This window comes from Corynebacterium fournieri (assembly GCF_030408775.1).
Lineage (GTDB): Bacteria > Actinomycetota > Actinomycetes > Mycobacteriales > Mycobacteriaceae > Corynebacterium > Corynebacterium fournieri.
This window is the reverse complement of record NZ_CP047210.1, coordinates 1,102,001-1,116,252: the sequence shown is the minus strand read 5'-3', so window position 1 is coordinate 1,116,252 and position 14,252 is coordinate 1,102,001. Positions and strand designations below refer to the sequence as shown.

At 66.2% G+C, this 14,252-nt stretch carries 11 protein-coding genes and 1 pseudogene; 1 reads left to right on the top strand and 11 read right to left on the bottom strand.

The features are described 5' to 3' along the window. Window positions 1–37: 37 nt before the first annotated feature. From argH to pheS, 10 genes are read right to left on the bottom strand one after another with little or no spacing between them, the layout of a single operon-like run. Window positions 38–1,474 (bottom strand): argininosuccinate lyase, encoded by a 1,437-nt coding sequence (argH, locus tag CFOUR_RS05420; RefSeq protein WP_085957910.1) that lies wholly within the window; start codon window positions 1,472–1,474, stop codon window positions 38–40. 2 nt (window positions 1,475–1,476) lie between these two features. Continuing rightward, window positions 1,477–2,691, bottom strand: a complete 1,215-nt coding sequence (locus tag CFOUR_RS05415) for an argininosuccinate synthase (protein WP_085957909.1) — start codon at window positions 2,689–2,691, stop codon at window positions 1,477–1,479. A gap of 51 nt (window positions 2,692–2,742) precedes the next feature. After that, on the bottom strand, window positions 2,743–3,240 hold the full coding sequence (locus CFOUR_RS05410) for an arginine repressor (protein WP_085957908.1): 498 nt from the start codon (window positions 3,238–3,240) through the stop codon (window positions 2,743–2,745). Beyond that, the gene (gene argF / locus CFOUR_RS05405) at window positions 3,237–4,178 is read right to left on the bottom strand and encodes an ornithine carbamoyltransferase (RefSeq protein ID WP_085957907.1); all 942 of its coding nucleotides are present in this window, start codon (window positions 4,176–4,178) and stop codon (window positions 3,237–3,239) included. The genes CFOUR_RS05410 and argF overlap by 4 nt, the downstream gene beginning before the upstream one ends. A 4-nt stretch (window positions 4,179–4,182) precedes the next feature. Next, window positions 4,183–5,361, bottom strand: a complete 1,179-nt coding sequence (locus CFOUR_RS05400) for an acetylornithine transaminase (RefSeq protein WP_085957906.1) — start codon at window positions 5,359–5,361, stop codon at window positions 4,183–4,185. Then, window positions 5,358–6,290, bottom strand: a complete 933-nt coding sequence (gene argB / locus CFOUR_RS05395; RefSeq protein ID WP_101706400.1) for an acetylglutamate kinase — start codon at window positions 6,288–6,290, stop codon at window positions 5,358–5,360. Before argB ends, CFOUR_RS05400 begins: the two co-directional genes overlap by 4 nt. A gap of 18 nt (window positions 6,291–6,308) precedes the next feature. Beyond that, window positions 6,309–7,469 (bottom strand): bifunctional glutamate N-acetyltransferase/amino-acid acetyltransferase ArgJ, encoded by a 1,161-nt coding sequence (argJ, locus tag CFOUR_RS05390; protein ID WP_085957904.1) that lies wholly within the window; start codon window positions 7,467–7,469, stop codon window positions 6,309–6,311. 54 nt (window positions 7,470–7,523) lie between these two features. Further along, a complete protein-coding gene (argC, locus tag CFOUR_RS05385; protein ID WP_085957903.1) occupies window positions 7,524–8,579 on the bottom strand; it encodes an N-acetyl-gamma-glutamyl-phosphate reductase in 1,056 nt (351 codons plus the stop codon). A 54-nt stretch (window positions 8,580–8,633) separates the two neighbouring features. Beyond that, window positions 8,634–11,141 carry a phenylalanine--tRNA ligase subunit beta gene (gene pheT / locus CFOUR_RS05380; RefSeq protein ID WP_290180202.1) on the bottom strand — a complete coding sequence of 836 codons (2,508 nt, stop codon included), beginning with the start codon at window positions 11,139–11,141 and terminating at the stop codon, window positions 8,634–8,636. 12 nt (window positions 11,142–11,153) lie between these two features. Continuing rightward, window positions 11,154–12,194, bottom strand: a complete 1,041-nt coding sequence (gene pheS, locus CFOUR_RS05375) for a phenylalanine--tRNA ligase subunit alpha (protein WP_085957901.1) — start codon at window positions 12,192–12,194, stop codon at window positions 11,154–11,156. Between the two features lie 371 nt (window positions 12,195–12,565). On the opposite strand from pheS, the pseudogene CFOUR_RS05370 reads away from it, so the two are divergent. Continuing rightward, window positions 12,566–13,427: pseudogene (locus CFOUR_RS05370) on the top strand (dioxygenase family protein). Here CFOUR_RS05370 and CFOUR_RS05365 read toward each other — a convergent pair. Then, a complete protein-coding gene (locus tag CFOUR_RS05365; protein ID WP_085957900.1) occupies window positions 13,424–14,236 on the bottom strand; it encodes a TrmH family RNA methyltransferase in 813 nt (270 codons plus the stop codon). The pseudogene CFOUR_RS05370 and the gene CFOUR_RS05365 sit on opposite strands and share 4 nt — an antisense overlap. Between the last annotated feature and the right edge of the window lie 16 nt (window positions 14,237–14,252).

The following is a 14,252-nucleotide window of genomic DNA, read 5'->3' as shown; positions in this document are numbered from 1 at the left end:
AAACGGTGGAGCCGACATGCGCGCCGCAAATGCGCAACTACTCCCCGCGCACCGGCGTTTGAGCCCACTTCCGGTACGCCGCGTTCGCCTCGCGCACCCGCTCGCGCTGCTCTTCCACGCGCGGTCGAGCGGTGCCGCCGCGGGTGTCGCGGGAGGCGACTGCGCCGTCGACGGTGAGCACTTCGCGCACTTCCGGGCGCAGGCGCTTATCGACGCTTGCCAGTTCCTCATCCGTCAAGTCAACGAGATCTACGCCACGGGATTCTGCGATGCGGACACAGGCGCCGGATGCCTCGTGCGCCTCACGGAACGGCACGCCTTCGCGCACCATCCACTCCGCGAGGTCGGTCGCCAGCGTGAAGCCGGCCGGGGCGAGCTCGCGCATCCGGTCCTCGTGGAATGAAAGCGTCGAGACGAGGCCGGTGAAGGCCGGCAGCAGGATGGACAGCTGAGTGACGGAGTCCACCAGCGGCTCCTTGTCCTCCTGCAGGTCGCGGTTGTACGCCAGCGGCATCGCCTTGAGCGTGGCCAACAGGCCGGTGAGGTTACCGATGAGGCGCCCGGCCTTGCCGCGAGCGAGCTCGGGCACGTCCGGGTTCTTCTTCTGCGGCATAATTGACGACCCTGTGGACCACGCATCGTGCAAAGTGACGTAGCCGAATTCCGGGGTGGACCAGGCGATGATCTCCTCAGCGAAACGGGACACGTCGATGGCGATCTGCGCCAGCACGTAGGCCGCCTCGGCGGCGAAATCCCGCGAGGCGGTGCCGTCGAGGGAGTTGTCCGTGGCGGAGTCGAAACCGAGCTCCTCCGCGATCGCCTCCGGGTCTAAGTGCAGCGACGAGCCTGCCAGCGCACCGGAGCCGTACGGCGAGACCGCGAGGCGCTTGTCCGCGTCCTGGATGCGCTCGAGGTCGCGCAGCAGCGGCTGGGCGTGAGCCAGCAGCGAGTGCGCCAGCAGGATCGGCTGCGCCGCCTGGAAGTGGGTCTTGCCCGGCATGATCGCGTCCGGGTGCGCCTCGGCCTGCTCCACAATCGCGTCGACCAGGTCGGACACGTCCTGCGCAACACCGCGAAGTGCATCGCGAAGCCACATGCGGAACATCGCGGCGACCTGGTCGTTGCGGGAGCGTCCCGCGCGCAGACGACCGCCGACTTCCGGGCCGACGCGGTCGATCAGGCCGCGTTCCATCGCGCCGTGGACGTCCTCGTCGGTGGGCTCGGGGCGAAACGTGCCGTCGGCGACGTCGCGGCCCAGCTGGTCCAGGCCGTCGAGCATGACCGTCAGGTCTTCGTCGCTAAGCAGCCCTGCCCTATTGAGCACCTTGGCGTGCGCCTTGGAAGCGAGCACGTCGTAGGGGGCGAGCACCCAGTCGAAGTGGGTGGAGACCGAAAGGGCGAACATGGCTTCGGACGGCCCGCCCGCAAACCGGCCGCCCCACAGCGCGCCCTCGTTGGTTTTGTGCTGTTGCATTCCTACTTCTCCTGGTCGGTGGCAGCCGCCCGGTCGCGCTTGTTGGCGATCTGAGAGGACAGGCCGTGCAGGCGCACAAAGCCCTTGGCCAGGGTCTGGTCGAAGGAATCGCCGGTGTCGTAGGTGGCCAGGTTGAAGTCGTAGAGCGAGTGGTTGGAACGACGCCCGTTGACGGTGCACGTACCCGCGTGCAGCACCATGCGGATGTCGCCGGTGACGTGCTCCTGGGTGGATTCGATGAACGCGTCCAGGGAGCGCTTCAGCGGACCGAACCACAGGCCGTCGTAGACCTCCTCGGACCAGCGTGCATCGATGAGGCGCTTGTAGCGGGCCAGCTCGCGCTCGACAGTGACGTCCTCCAGAGCCTTGTGCGCGGTGATCAGCGCGACCGCGCCCGGGGCCTCGTACACCTCGCGGGACTTGATGCCCACGAGGCGGTCCTCCACCATGTCCAGGCGGCCGATGCCCTGGGCGCCGGCGCGGCGGTTCATCTCCTCGATTGCTTCCAGGACGCTGACCTTGCGGCCGTCGATGGCCACCGGCTTGCCCGCCTCAAACGAGATGATCACCTCGTCCGGCGCGTTGCCCAGCGCCGGATCCTCGGTGTAGGCGTAGAGGTCCTTTGTCGGCGGGTTCCACAGGTCCTCCAAGAAGCCGGTCTCAACCGCGCGGCCCCAGACGTTCTGGTCGATGGAAAACGGCGACGCCGCAGACTGCTCGATGGGCAGGTCCTTGCCCTCGGCGTACTCGATGGCCTTGTCGCGGGTCCAGGCGTAATCGCGCGCCGGGGCGATGATCTCCAGATCCGGGTCCTGGTTGAGGAAGCCGACCTCGAAGCGCACCTGGTCGTTGCCCTTGCCGGTGCAGCCGTGGGCGACGTGGGTGCCGCCGTACTTGTGGCCGGCCTCCACCAGGTGCTTGACAATCAACGGGCGGGAAATCGCGGAGACCAGCGGGTATTCACCCTGGTACATGCCGTTGGCCTTGATGGTGGGCAGGCAGTAGTCCTCGGCGAACTCGTCCTTGGCGTCCACCACGATGGACTCCACGGCGCCGCAGTCCAGGGCGCGCTGACGCACGGACTCCATGTCCTCGCCGCCCTGCCCCAGGTCGAGCGAGACGGCGATAACCTCGCCGCCGGTCATCTCGCCGAGGTAAGGGATAGCCACGGAGGTGTCCAGGCCGCCCGAGTACGCGAGCACAACGCGGTTAGTCATGAGAAAAACTCCTTCAAAATTTCGTTTGAGTTATTTGGGGGTGTTCAACGGCTATTCGCCGAGGGATTCCTTCAGACCGAACAGCTGGTGCGCCAGGTCCTTGCCCGTGAGCGGCTCGCGTGCAAGCACGAACACGGTGTCGTCGCCGGCGATGCAGCCGACAACCTGGTCGAGGCCTACTCGGTCAATGTAGCTGGCCAAGTATTGCGCCGCCCCTGGCGGAGTGCGCAGCACTACGGTGTTGCCGGAGTGGTCCACCGACACAACCAGCTCCTCAATCATCCGGCGCAGCTTCTCGCGCGGGCCCGAGTGCGCCGCTTCGAGCGATTCCGCCTCGCCGCCGACGGTGTAGTAGGCGCGTCCGCCGGCGCGAGGCCGGACCTTCTTCGCGCCGAGTTCGTCCAGGTCGCGCGAAAGCGTGGCCTGGGTGATGTCGATGCCCTCGTCCAACAGGAGCTCTGAGAGCTGCACCTGGGAGGACACGCGGGTGTGTTCGAGCAGCTCGAGGATTCTCGCCTGCCGCGCGGTGCGGGATACAGGTTGGGTCATGCTTGGTGCTCCAAAAGCCAGGCCAGCAACGCTTTTTGGGCGTGCAGGCGGTTTTCCGCTTCGTCGAAGACGCGTGAGCGCGGGCCGTCGATGACCTCCGCTGCGACTTCGTTCCCGCGGTACGCGGGAAGGCAATGCAAGAATATGGCATCCTCCGCCGCGCGCGACATCAGGTCCGCGTCCACCTGGTACGGCAGAAATGGCGTCCGACGGTCCTTGCCGTCTTCCTCCATGCCCATCGAAACCCAGGTGTCCGTAATGACCACGTGCGCGCCTTCCGCGGCCGAAACGTCGGCCGTCACCTCAACCGTCGCCCCAGTTTCTTCGGCGCGGCTGCGGGCGCGGGCGACGAACTCTTCGCGCGGCTGGAAGCCCTCCGGCGCGATGACGGTGATGTCCACCCCGGCGGTTGCAAAGCCGATCAGGTAGGAGTTGGCCATGTTGTTGTCGCCGTCGCCGAGGTAGACGGCTTTCAGCCCCTTCAGCCCGTCCGGGCCCTGCTCCGGGCAGAAGTTCTCCACCACGGTTTGCAGGTCAGCCAGGATCTGGCAGGGGTGCAAATCGTCCGAAAGCGCGTTGATGATCGGCACCGTGGCGGTCTGCGCCATGTCCAGAAAGTTCTGGTGTTCGTAGGTGCGCCACACGATCGCTTCGACGAAGCGCGACAGCACCGCCCCGGTGTCCTGGTAGCTCTCCTTCGCTCCCATCTGCGAGTTGCCGCTTTCCGTGACAATCGCGTGTCCGCCGAGCTGGGCGATGCCCGCGTCGAAGGAATAGCGGGTGCGGGTGGAGGTTTTGTCGAACAAGACGGCCACCGATTTCGGCCCCTCCAGCGGCCGGTGTGAGAACGGGTCGCGCTTGAGCTCGGCCGCGAGCGCGAGGACCTCGGCTTGCTCGGCAGGGGTCAGGTCGTCGTCCGCGAGGAAGTGTCGGACCATGCTGCTAGCTCCTTTCTTTCGCTGCTTCAATCGCACCGCCGAGACGCTCGACCGCCTGGGCGATCTCATCATCGCTGATCACCAGCGGCGGCGTGAGGCGGATGACGTTGTCGGACGGGGCGTTGAGGATCACGTGCCGCTCGAGCCCCTGCTTGACGACGAGCTTCGCTACCGCCGCGTCCAACACCACGCCCACCATCAGGCCGCGCCCGCGCACTTCCTGGACGCCGGGCAGGCGCGAAGCTGCGTCGCAAAGCAATTGACCCTTGCGCCGCACCTCGGCGAGAAACGCCTCGTCGATGGTGCCGAGCACAGCGCGGGCAGCGGCGCAGGCGACCGGGTTGCCGCCGAAGGTGGTGCCGTGGCTGCCCGGGGTGAACAGTGTGGCCGCCTTACCCCGGGCGATGGTTGCGCCGATGGGCAGGCCCCCGCCGAGACCTTTCGCCATAGTGATCACATCCGGCACGACGCCTTCGTGTTGGAACGCGAAGAAGTCTCCGGTGCGGCCGACGCCGGTCTGGACCTCGTCGACGACCATGAGGATGCCGTGCTCGTCGCACAGCTCGCGCACCGCCCGGAGGACGCCCTCCGGCGCGGGGATCACGCCCGTTTCGCCCTGGATGGGCTCCACGATGATCGCGGCGGTGTTGCCCGGGTCGTGCTGCACAAGCGCGCGCAGTGCCTCGGTGTCGCCGTAGGGGAAGTACTCCACGCCAGCTGGCAGCGGTTCAAACGGCGCGCGCTTGTCGGGCTGGCCGGTCAGCGCGAGCGAACCCATCGTGCGGCCGTGGAACCCGCGCTCGGCGGCGAGGATGCGGCGCCGTCCTGTCAGCCGGGCCAGCTTGAACGCGGCCTCGTTGGCCTCGGAACCGGAGTTGCAGAAAAACACCCGTGCGGTCTCGTCGCCGACACGCTCGCGCAGCGCTTCCGCGACGTCGACCACGGGCTGGGAGCCGAATAGGTTGGACACGTGCCCGAGGGTGCCCACCTGCGCACTCACCGCTTCCACTATCGCCGGGTGCGCGTGCCCCAGCGCGTTAACCGCGATGCCGGCGAGCATGTCGATGTAGGTGGTGCCGTCGGTGTCGGTCACGGTGGCGCCGGAGCCGGAGACCAGTTCCACCGGCGGCACCGGGTATGTCTCTAACAGTGCGCTGGACCAGCGCGAGGAAAAGTCGCTCATGCGTCGTCCTTTCTAAAGATTGTGCCGTCCGGGTACTGCGCTCGGTCGTAATCGTCCGGCAGCACCATGGTGCCCACTCCGCCCATGGTCAAAAGCTCGAGCAGCACAGAGTGGGCAACCCGGCCGTCGATCACGTGCGCCGCTTTCACCCCGCCTTCAACCGCCTGCAGGCACGCCTGCATCTTCGGGATCATTCCGGAGTCCAGCCCGGGCAGCATCTTGGCCAGCTCTCCCGCCTCGATCTTGGACAGCAGGGAGTCCTTGTTCGGCCAATCCGTGTACAGGCCCTCCACGTTGGTGAGCACGACTAGGCGCTCAGCCCCGATCGCCGCCGCGAGTGCGCCGGCGGCCTCGTCGGCGTTGATGTTGTAGACCTCGCCGTTTGTCCCCGGCGCAATGCCGGAGACCACCGGGATGCGCCCGGCCTCGATGATGTCCATCACCGCCGCTGGATTGACGTCTGTGATCGTGCCCACCAGGCCGATGTCCTGGGGCTGCCCATCGACTTCGACGGTGCGGCGGCGGGCGGTAAACAGCCCGGCGTCCTCGCCCGAGGTACCCACGGCATACGGCCCGTGGGAATTGATTTTGCCCAGCAGGTCGCGGCCCACCTGGCCGAAGAGCACCATACGCACCACGTCGAGGATCTCCGGGGTAGTCACCCGGAACCCGCCGACGAACTCGCCGCCATCCAAGCCCAAACGCGCCAGCATGGCGCTGATCTGCGGCCCGCCGCCATGTACGACCACCGGCTTGGCGCCGACGGTGCGCAGAAACACCATGTCGGCGGCGAAAGCGGCCTTCAAGCCCTCATCGACCATGGCGTTGCCGCCGTATTTGACCACCACGATCTTGTCGCGGTAGTGCTGCAACCACGGCAGCGCCTCCGCCAGGACGGTGGCACGCTGCTCGCTGTTCAGATTCGCCATCACGGTTCAGACACCTCCCTAGCTTGTGTAGGCCGAGTTGATCTCGACGTAGGCGTGGGACAGGTCGGTGGTGCGCACCGTCGCTCTCCCCTCCCCGCCGGTGCCGAGGTCGACGACAACCTCGATGTCCGCGCCGGTGAGGTCCACCTCCCGCGCGCCTGGTGCGCCCGTAGAGCTTTCGCAGACCGTCTGGCCGTTGAAGGTCACCGAGATGTTGTCCGCATCCATTTCCGCCTCGGCCATGCCCACGGCTGCAAGCACGCGGCCCCAGTTCGCGTCGGAGCCGAACATCGCAGTTTTGACCAGGCTGTCGCGCCCGATCGTGCGTGCGGCGTTGAGTGCCTGTGCATTATCCGCGGCGCCTTCGACGCTGATGGACACGCGTTTGGTCACGCCCTCCGCGTCGGATTGCATCATCGCGGCGAGCTCGGCACACGCCTGGTGCACTGCAGCGTCCAATTCGTCTTGGTCCGGTGTCACGCCGCTTGCTCCGCTGGCCATCAGGATGACGGTGTCGTTGGTTGAGGTCGAGCCGTCGATGTCGAGGGTGTCGAAGGTGGTTGCGGTGGCCCGCTCAAGCGCAGTCTGCAGCGCTGTGCTGTCTACCTTCGCGTCCGTGGTCAGGCAGACCAGCATCGTCGCCAGCGACGGCGCCATCATGCCGACGCCCTTCCCCATCCCTCCGAGTGTCCAGCCTTCGCCCTTGACCAACACTTCCTTGGTGACGGTGTCGGTGGTCATGATGGCCGTTGCGGCGTCCGCGCCGAAGTCGCCGAGATGCTTGACCACGTCTTCGATTCCGTTTTGCACCGTTTCCATCGGCAGCGCATCACCGATGATGCCGGTGGAGCACACCGCCACTTCAGCCGGGGCAGCCCCAATGCCTTCGGCGGTCAACCGCTGCATAGTTTGCGCGTCATGCAGCCCCTGCTGACCAGTGCAGGCGTTGGCGTTGCCGGAGTTGAACACCACGGCCTTGAGCGCACCGTCAGCCACGGCTGCGCGGCTGACCTTCACCGGCGCGGCGAAGACTTTATTGCGGGTGAACACGGCCGCGGCGCTGGAGTCCGGTCCTTCGTTGACTACCACGGCGAGATCCGGTTTGCCCGATGGTTTGATGCCCGCCTTCGTTGCGGCGGCAGTAAAGCCTTGGGGGGCGGTGACTCCAATTGTGCTCATGTTGAGTGGTCCTTCCAGGAAATGAGGGGGTTGCGTGGGATGTCGAGCTGGCGGTTACGGAGCCACCGCGGCTCGAGGCAGTCCCGCCCCCTCATCCAGACCAAGCGCGAGGTTCATGCACTGCACCGCCGCCCCGCCGGTGCCCTTAGTCAGGTTGTCGATGGCGCTGATGGCCACCACCTTGCGGGCTGCCTCATCCACCTCCACTTGGAGGTGGCACATGTTTGAGCCCACCACGTGTTGGGTTTGCGGCTGCTGGCCGGCGGGCAACAGGTGCACGAACTGCTCGTCCGCGTACGCCTGTTCATAGGCGGCGCGCACGTCTTGCGCCGAGACCCCCTCAACCAGCGGTGCGGTGACCGTGGTGAGGATGCCGCGCGGCAGCGGAGCCAGCACCGGGCTAAAGCTCACGGTGACCTCACCGGCCGCGACCTCTTCGAGGTTCTGCTTGATTTCCGGGGTGTGCCGGTGGGCGCCAGCGACGCTATAGGCCTTCAGCGAGCCCATCGTCTCCGCGCCGAGCATGTCCACCTTGGCCTTCTTGCCGGCCCCGGATACGCCGGTGACGGCCACGACGGTCAAGTCCGGTTCGACCACGCCGGCCTGCAGCGCGGGCCATGCGGCAAGTGTTGCACCCGTTGGAAAGCACCCGGGTACGGCGATGCGGTTGGACTGCGCCACGGCCGCGCGGTGCCCCGGCAATTCAGGCAGGCCGTACGGCCAGGCACCGGCATGGTCGGTGCCGTAGTAGTGCTGCCACGCCATGGCGCTGCGCAGCCGAAAATCCGCGGCGCAGTCGATCACGGTGACGCTGTCGGGCAGCGCCGCACCGATGGCCGCGGAGTGTCCGTGCGGCAAGCCGAGGAAGACGACGTCGTGACCCTCGAGCACCTCGATTGTGGTGGGCTGGATAGTGCGCTGCGCAAGCTCCGGCAGGTGCGGCATGAGCTCGCCGACGCTCTGCCCAGCATTGGATGCGCCCGTGAGCGCGCCAATTTCCAGCTCGCCCGCCTGGTAGCACGGGTGGCCGAGCAGCAGGCGGAGGATCTCACCGCCTGCGTACCCGGTGGCTCCCGCCACTGCGACCTTGACAACTTTGCCGACTGACATAGCTGTCAGTGTAACAGTTATGCAGTCGGCTGGAAGTTATTCATGCAAAAAATTTTAGCCGCGCATTTCTGCCCCGAAGCGTTCCTTGGCCAACTCCGCCGCCTTCATGCGCGCCTCGGAGGCTTCCTCCTCGGTCAGCGTGCGGTCCGGTGCGCGGAAGGCCAGGCCGAAAGCAAGCGACTTCTTGCCTTCACCCAAGGCGTCGGAACGGTAGACGTCGAAAAGCGTCACTGCCTCAACGAGCTCACCCGCGCCTTCCTGGACCACGCGGCGCACGTCCTCGGCCGCCACAGCCTCGTCCACCACCAACGCGATGTCCTGGTTCAGCAGCGGGAACGCAGACAGGCGGGGCGCCGGCAGCCGTTCAGCCAGCGGGATGGCGGTGAGGTCGATCTCCATCGCGCAGGTGCGCGCCGGCAGGCCCAGCTTCTCCAAGATCTGCGGGTGCAGCTCGCCGGCGTGGCCGACAACCTCACCATCCAACTTCAGCGCTGCGCAGCGGCCCGGGTGCCACGGGAGGTATTCGGCGGACTCGACATCCAAGTCCACGCCGCACGCACGAGCGACGGTCTGGGCGGCCTCGATGGCATCCGACCACTCGTATGCGCGGCCCTTGCCCCACGGGCCTTCCAGCTCGGCGTTGCCCAGGGCCACGGTCGCTGCGTGCAGGTGCTGCGTGGGCAGCGACTCGATCAGCTCGGTGATGACCTCGTCCGCCGGACGCTGCGCCACGTCTGGAAGCGGCGAGACGTCCGCGCGCTTCTCCGACGTCTGGGCCACCGAGTAGATCGCTACGTCGCCGCGCCCGCGCGCAACGTTGCGGCCAACTGCCTCGAGCATCGGCGGCAGGAGCGTCGTACCCAGGATGGCGTAGTCCGCATCCAGCGGGTTTTGCACCTTGACGGTGTTGCGGCGAGCGTCGTCCGCGTCCAGGCCCCAGGTATCGAAGGTGTCGTTGGCGATAAACGGCGTGGGGATGATCTCCGCGTATCCGGAGTACGCCAACGCGTGGGTCACCGCACGTCGGCGACGCTGCAGCGGGCTCAAACCGCGGCCGCCGCGCGGGGTGGGCAGGATCGACGGGATGGCGTCCAGACCTTCCAGGCGCACGACCTCTTCAACCAGTTCCACCGGAACGGTGATGTCCGTGCGCCACGTCGGCGGCGTGACCTGCAGCTCGTCGCCGTCGCCGGCGACCTCGCAACCGACCTCCTGCAGGCGGCGCAGCACCGTCTCGCGCGCGTAGTCCACGCCTATGAGCTCAGACGGACGGGATGCGCGCATCGCAATCGCGTCAGGCTTGACGATGCCACCGACAAGCGTCCTGCCCGCGCTGATCGTGCCACCGGCGATGCTGACCAGCAGCGCACACGCGATATCGAGCGCGGCTTCCACCAGCTGCGGGTCCACGCCGCGCTCGAAGCGGCGGGAGGCCTCGGAGCTGAGCTTCAGCCGGCGAGCAGTGCGCGCCACGGTCAGCTGGTCCCAGGTGGCAGCCTCAAAGTGGACGGTGACCGTCTCGTCGGAGATCTCGGAGGTGGTTCCGCCCATCACACCGGCCAGGGACTGGATGCCGTTGTCGTCGCTGATGACAACATCTTGCGCGCTCAGCGTGCGCTCGACGTGGTCCAGCGTCTCAAACTTCTCGCCCTCGGCGGCGGTGTGCACGCGCAGCCCGCCAGTGATCTTGTCGGCGTCGAAAGCGTGCATCGGCTGGCCGGTGAGCAGCATGACGTAGTTGGTCACGTCCGTTGCGGCGTTGACGGAGCGCACGCCCGCCAGCATGAGTTCGCGCTGCATCCAGAACGGCGTGCTCGCCTTCGGGTCGATGCCCTCGACGGTGCGCACGCCGAAACGCTTCGCCTTGGTGGATTCCTCCACGGTCACCGCAATGGTCTCCCCCTCTGCCGCGGGAACGCCGGAGACGTCGATGCTGGCGATGGACGGCTCTTGGGCGACATCGGTGAATTCGAGGTCGAACGCGGAGGCGATCTCGCGCGTCAGGCCGCGGGCCGACAGGGCGTAGCCGCGGTCCGGGGTGACGTTGACGTCGAAGACGGTGTCATCCGAGCCCAGAATTTCGCGCGCGTCCTGGCCGGGGGTGGCAGCCCCGCTGTGCAGTGTGATGATGCCGTCGCTCTTTGCGGCGAGCCCCAGCTCGGCAGCAGACGCCATCATGCCGTTGGAGATGTGGTCGTAGGTCTTTCGCGCCGAGATTTCGAAACCGCCCGGCAGCACGGCACCGGGCAGGGAGACAACCACCAGGTCGCCTTCTTCGAAGTTGCGGGCGCCGCAGATGATGCCCTGCGGCTCGCCGGTGCCGTTGGCGTCTCCCACATCTACCTGGCAGTACCGAATCGGCTTCTTATACCCGGTCAGCTCTTCGATCTCGGCCACGCGGCCGATGACCAGCGGGCCAGTGATCTCCGGCAGCGGCTGGTAGCCCTCGGTTTCGAAACCGACGCGCACAAAGCCCGCGTCCAGCTCCTCGTCCGTGGGGTTGAAGTCTGCGTTGCCTGCGTTCTGCAGCAGACGGACGATCCAATTTTTAGAAATAAGCATTGCTGGTCCTCCCTATGCCTGCACGCCGAACGGAATGGTGAAACGGACGTCGCCTTCGACCATGTCGCGCATGTCCGAAAGGCCGTTGCGAAACTGCAAGGTGCGCTCCAGGCCCATGCCGAAGGCGAAACCGGAGTACTCCTCCGGATCGATACCGACGGCACGCAGCACGTTCGGGTTGACCATGCCGCAGCCGCCCCACTCGATCCAGCCAGCGCCGCCCTTCTTGTTGGGGAACCAGACGTCCACCTCCGCGGACGGCTCCGTAAACGGGAAGTAGTTGGTGCGCATGCGCGTCTTCGTCTCAGGGCCGAAGAGCACCTTGGCCAGGTGGTCGAGCGTGCCGCGCAGGTGCGCCATGGTCAGCCCCTTATCCACGGCGAGGCCCTCTACCTGGTGGAACACCGGGGTGTGGGTGGCATCCAGCTCATCGGTGCGGAACACGCGCCCCGGGCAGGCAATGTAGATCGGCACATCGCGCTCGAGCATCGTGCGCACCTGCACCGGCGAGGTGTGGGTGCGCATGACCTGCTTCGAGCCCTCCTCGCCGATGTAGAAGGTGTCCTGCAGCGTGCGGGCCGGGTGGTCCGGGATGAAATTCAGCGCGTCGAAGTTGAAGTACTCCGCCTCCACCTCCGGGCCTTCGGCGACTTCCCAGCCCATGCCGATGAAGATGTCCGCAATGTGCTCGGACAGCGTGGTAATCGGGTGCATCGCACCGGCCTGGGTGCGGGCAGTCGGCAGCGTGACGTCGACCTTTTCCTCGCGCAGCTGGCGCTCACGATGCTCGGCTTCGCGCTGCACGCGAAGCTGGCTGTACGCCTTTTCCGCGCGCCCGCGGGCCATGTTCACAAACCGGCCGGCATCCTTTCGCTGATCTTTCGGCAGCGATCCCAGCGCACGACGGGCCTGCAGAATCGGCGCCTTTTCCCCGAGATGCGCGCGGTGCGCTTCCTCCAGCGCGGCGAGGTCTTCGGCTGCCTCAAAAGCGGCGATCGCCTCGTCTGCAGCCTTGTTCAGGGCTTCTTCGGTCAGTTCAATTTCGGTGCTCACTGCACACCCGCACCTTTCTTTACCGGCAGCGACATAAAACGGTGACAAGCATACCTGCGCGCCCCCGCGCCCCCTGAAGCGATCTCACACAGCCGCCTCACAGCTAAAGCGATGCCGAACCTTGGTCATCTCATACGTGTTGCGGGGCCGAAAGGTGCCGCCAATCCAGGTTCGTTTCTTATCGTGCTTTTGCCGGTATCCCGCAAGGGACAAGACATTCCCGGCACCGCCCAAATCAGAGAAGGACATTGCAAGTGGGCACCCGTGACAACAACACAGTGAATGGTGCGAACGAAGCGCCGAAATCATTCGAGGGCCGTGTGCTGCCAAACCAGGCAGAGGATCCCGAAGACCAAGGCCTGATCTTCGACATGGCCACGATTGAAAATCGCCTCTCCAGGCGCAAGCTGCTGGGAATTTTCGGGCTGGGTGTCGGAACCGCTGCCCTTGCGGCATGCGCCCCGAGCACGTCATCCACGACAAGCGCGTCATCCGCAGCGCCGAGCAGCAGAACCGAGCAGCTCACAGAGATGAACACAGAGACGGCCGGACCGTACCCGGGCGACGGCTCCAACGGGCCCGACGTGTTGGAAAAAGTTGGCGTTGAGCGCAGCGACATCCGTGGCTCTATCGGTGGCGGCTCCACGGCAAGCGGTGTGCCGTTGAAGTTGAAAATGAACATCGTCGACATGGTCGAAAACAACTCCCCGATGGTGGGCGCAGCCGTCTACATCTGGCATTGCGACGCTGCTGGCCGCTACTCCATGTATTCATCCGGTCTGGAAAACGAGACGTACCTGCGCGGCGTGCAGGTCACTGGCGATGACGGGTCCGTGGAGTTCACGACGATCATCCCCGGGTGCTACGAAGGTCGCTGGCCCCACATCCACTTCGAGGTATTCCCCTCCGTGGACGTGCGACGCGGTGTACCAAACCGACAATTACACCGACTCCGTGACGCCGTTTGGCCGAATCACGCTAGATACCGACAACATCTTCAGCGACGGCTGGGAGCAGCAGACCCCTGAGGTGTCCGGCGACATCCAATCTGGCTACAACGCGACCCTCTCCGTGCCCATCGACACCACGACGCCGAACTCTGGCGGCGGCGCTGCGCCCGGCATGGGCAGTGGACCTGACGGCCCTGGGGGACCTGGCGGCCCTGGCGGCCCGGGAGGCACTCCTCCCGAGGGAAACCCGCCGAACGGTGCGCCCGTCCCGCCGGGTGCCTAATCCTCGGCAAGCGCCTTCGACGACTCCCACAGACAAATCGACGCCGCAGTAGCGAGGTTCAGCGATTCCGCGCTGCCCTGGATGGGGATGGACACGCGATGGTCGGCGGCCGCAAGGATATCGTCGTCAAGCCCGTGCGCCTCGTTGCCAAACAGCCAGGCGGTCGGCTGCGCGAGCGTCTCCCCCGGCTGCGCCAGGGTCACCTCGCCGTTCATCGTGGTGGCGAAGGTGGACAGCCCGGCGTCTTCGAGCTGGCCAATCACCCGGCGGACGTCGCGGTCGCGCGCCACGGGGATGTGAAACAACGAGCCCGCAGTCGAGCGCACCACTTTCGGCGCCTCCGGGTCGACGGTGTCGCCCGCGAAGATCACGGCGTCCGCCCCCACTGCGTCCGCAATGCGGATGATCGTGCCAGCGTTGCCCGGATCGTTCGTTTCCACGCACACCGCCACCAACTTCGGCCGGCCTTTCATGATCTTCGGCACCGTCCACAGCACCGGGCGGCAGACTGCAAAGATGCCGGTGGAGGTCACCGCGTCCGCGAGCGACTCAGCCGCCCGCTGGGTGATCGCGTGCGTGTAGACGTCCATGTAGCCCGCCGCCCGCACGATCTCCTCGAAGCGCTCGGCAGCAGCTTCGGTAACGAAGAGGTCGGTTGCCGCGCCTGTTGCGACGGCGGCTTCCACAGCGTTCTCTCCTTCCGCCAAGAAAGCCTTTGCTTTACGACGAGCTTGTGCCCGCTTCAATTTCCCCGCATTGACCACGCGCGGAGTGCGCTCCGTAAACGGCTGCTCGAAATCCAACGCCATGGAATACAGAGTACGT

What these genes read in the sequence shown, in the direction of transcription:
- argH (WP_085957910.1), bottom strand. Translation starts at nt 1,474, where the DNA reads ATGCAACAGCACAAAACCAACGAGGGCGCGCTGTGGGGCGGCCGGTTT.
- CFOUR_RS05415 (WP_085957909.1), bottom strand. Translation starts at nt 2,691, where the DNA reads ATGACTAACCGCGTTGTGCTCGCGTACTCGGGCGGCCTGGACACCTCC.
- CFOUR_RS05410 (WP_085957908.1), bottom strand. Translation starts at nt 3,240, where the DNA reads ATGACCCAACCTGTATCCCGCACCGCGCGGCAGGCGAGAATCCTCGAG.
- argF (WP_085957907.1), bottom strand. Translation starts at nt 4,178, where the DNA reads ATGGTCCGACACTTCCTCGCGGACGACGACCTGACCCCTGCCGAGCAA.
- CFOUR_RS05400 (WP_085957906.1), bottom strand. Translation starts at nt 5,361, where the DNA reads ATGAGCGACTTTTCCTCGCGCTGGTCCAGCGCACTGTTAGAGACATAC.
- argB (WP_101706400.1), bottom strand. Translation starts at nt 6,290, where the DNA reads ATGGCGAATCTGAACAGCGAGCAGCGTGCCACCGTCCTGGCGGAGGCG.
- argJ (WP_085957904.1), bottom strand. Translation starts at nt 7,469, where the DNA reads ATGAGCACAATTGGAGTCACCGCCCCCCAAGGCTTTACTGCCGCCGCA.
- argC (WP_085957903.1), bottom strand. Translation starts at nt 8,579, where the DNA reads ATGTCAGTCGGCAAAGTTGTCAAGGTCGCAGTGGCGGGAGCCACCGGG.
- pheT (WP_290180202.1), bottom strand. Translation starts at nt 11,141, where the DNA reads ATGCTTATTTCTAAAAATTGGATCGTCCGTCTGCTGCAGAACGCAGGC.
- CFOUR_RS05365 (WP_085957900.1), bottom strand. Translation starts at nt 14,236, where the DNA reads ATGGCGTTGGATTTCGAGCAGCCGTTTACGGAGCGCACTCCGCGCGTG.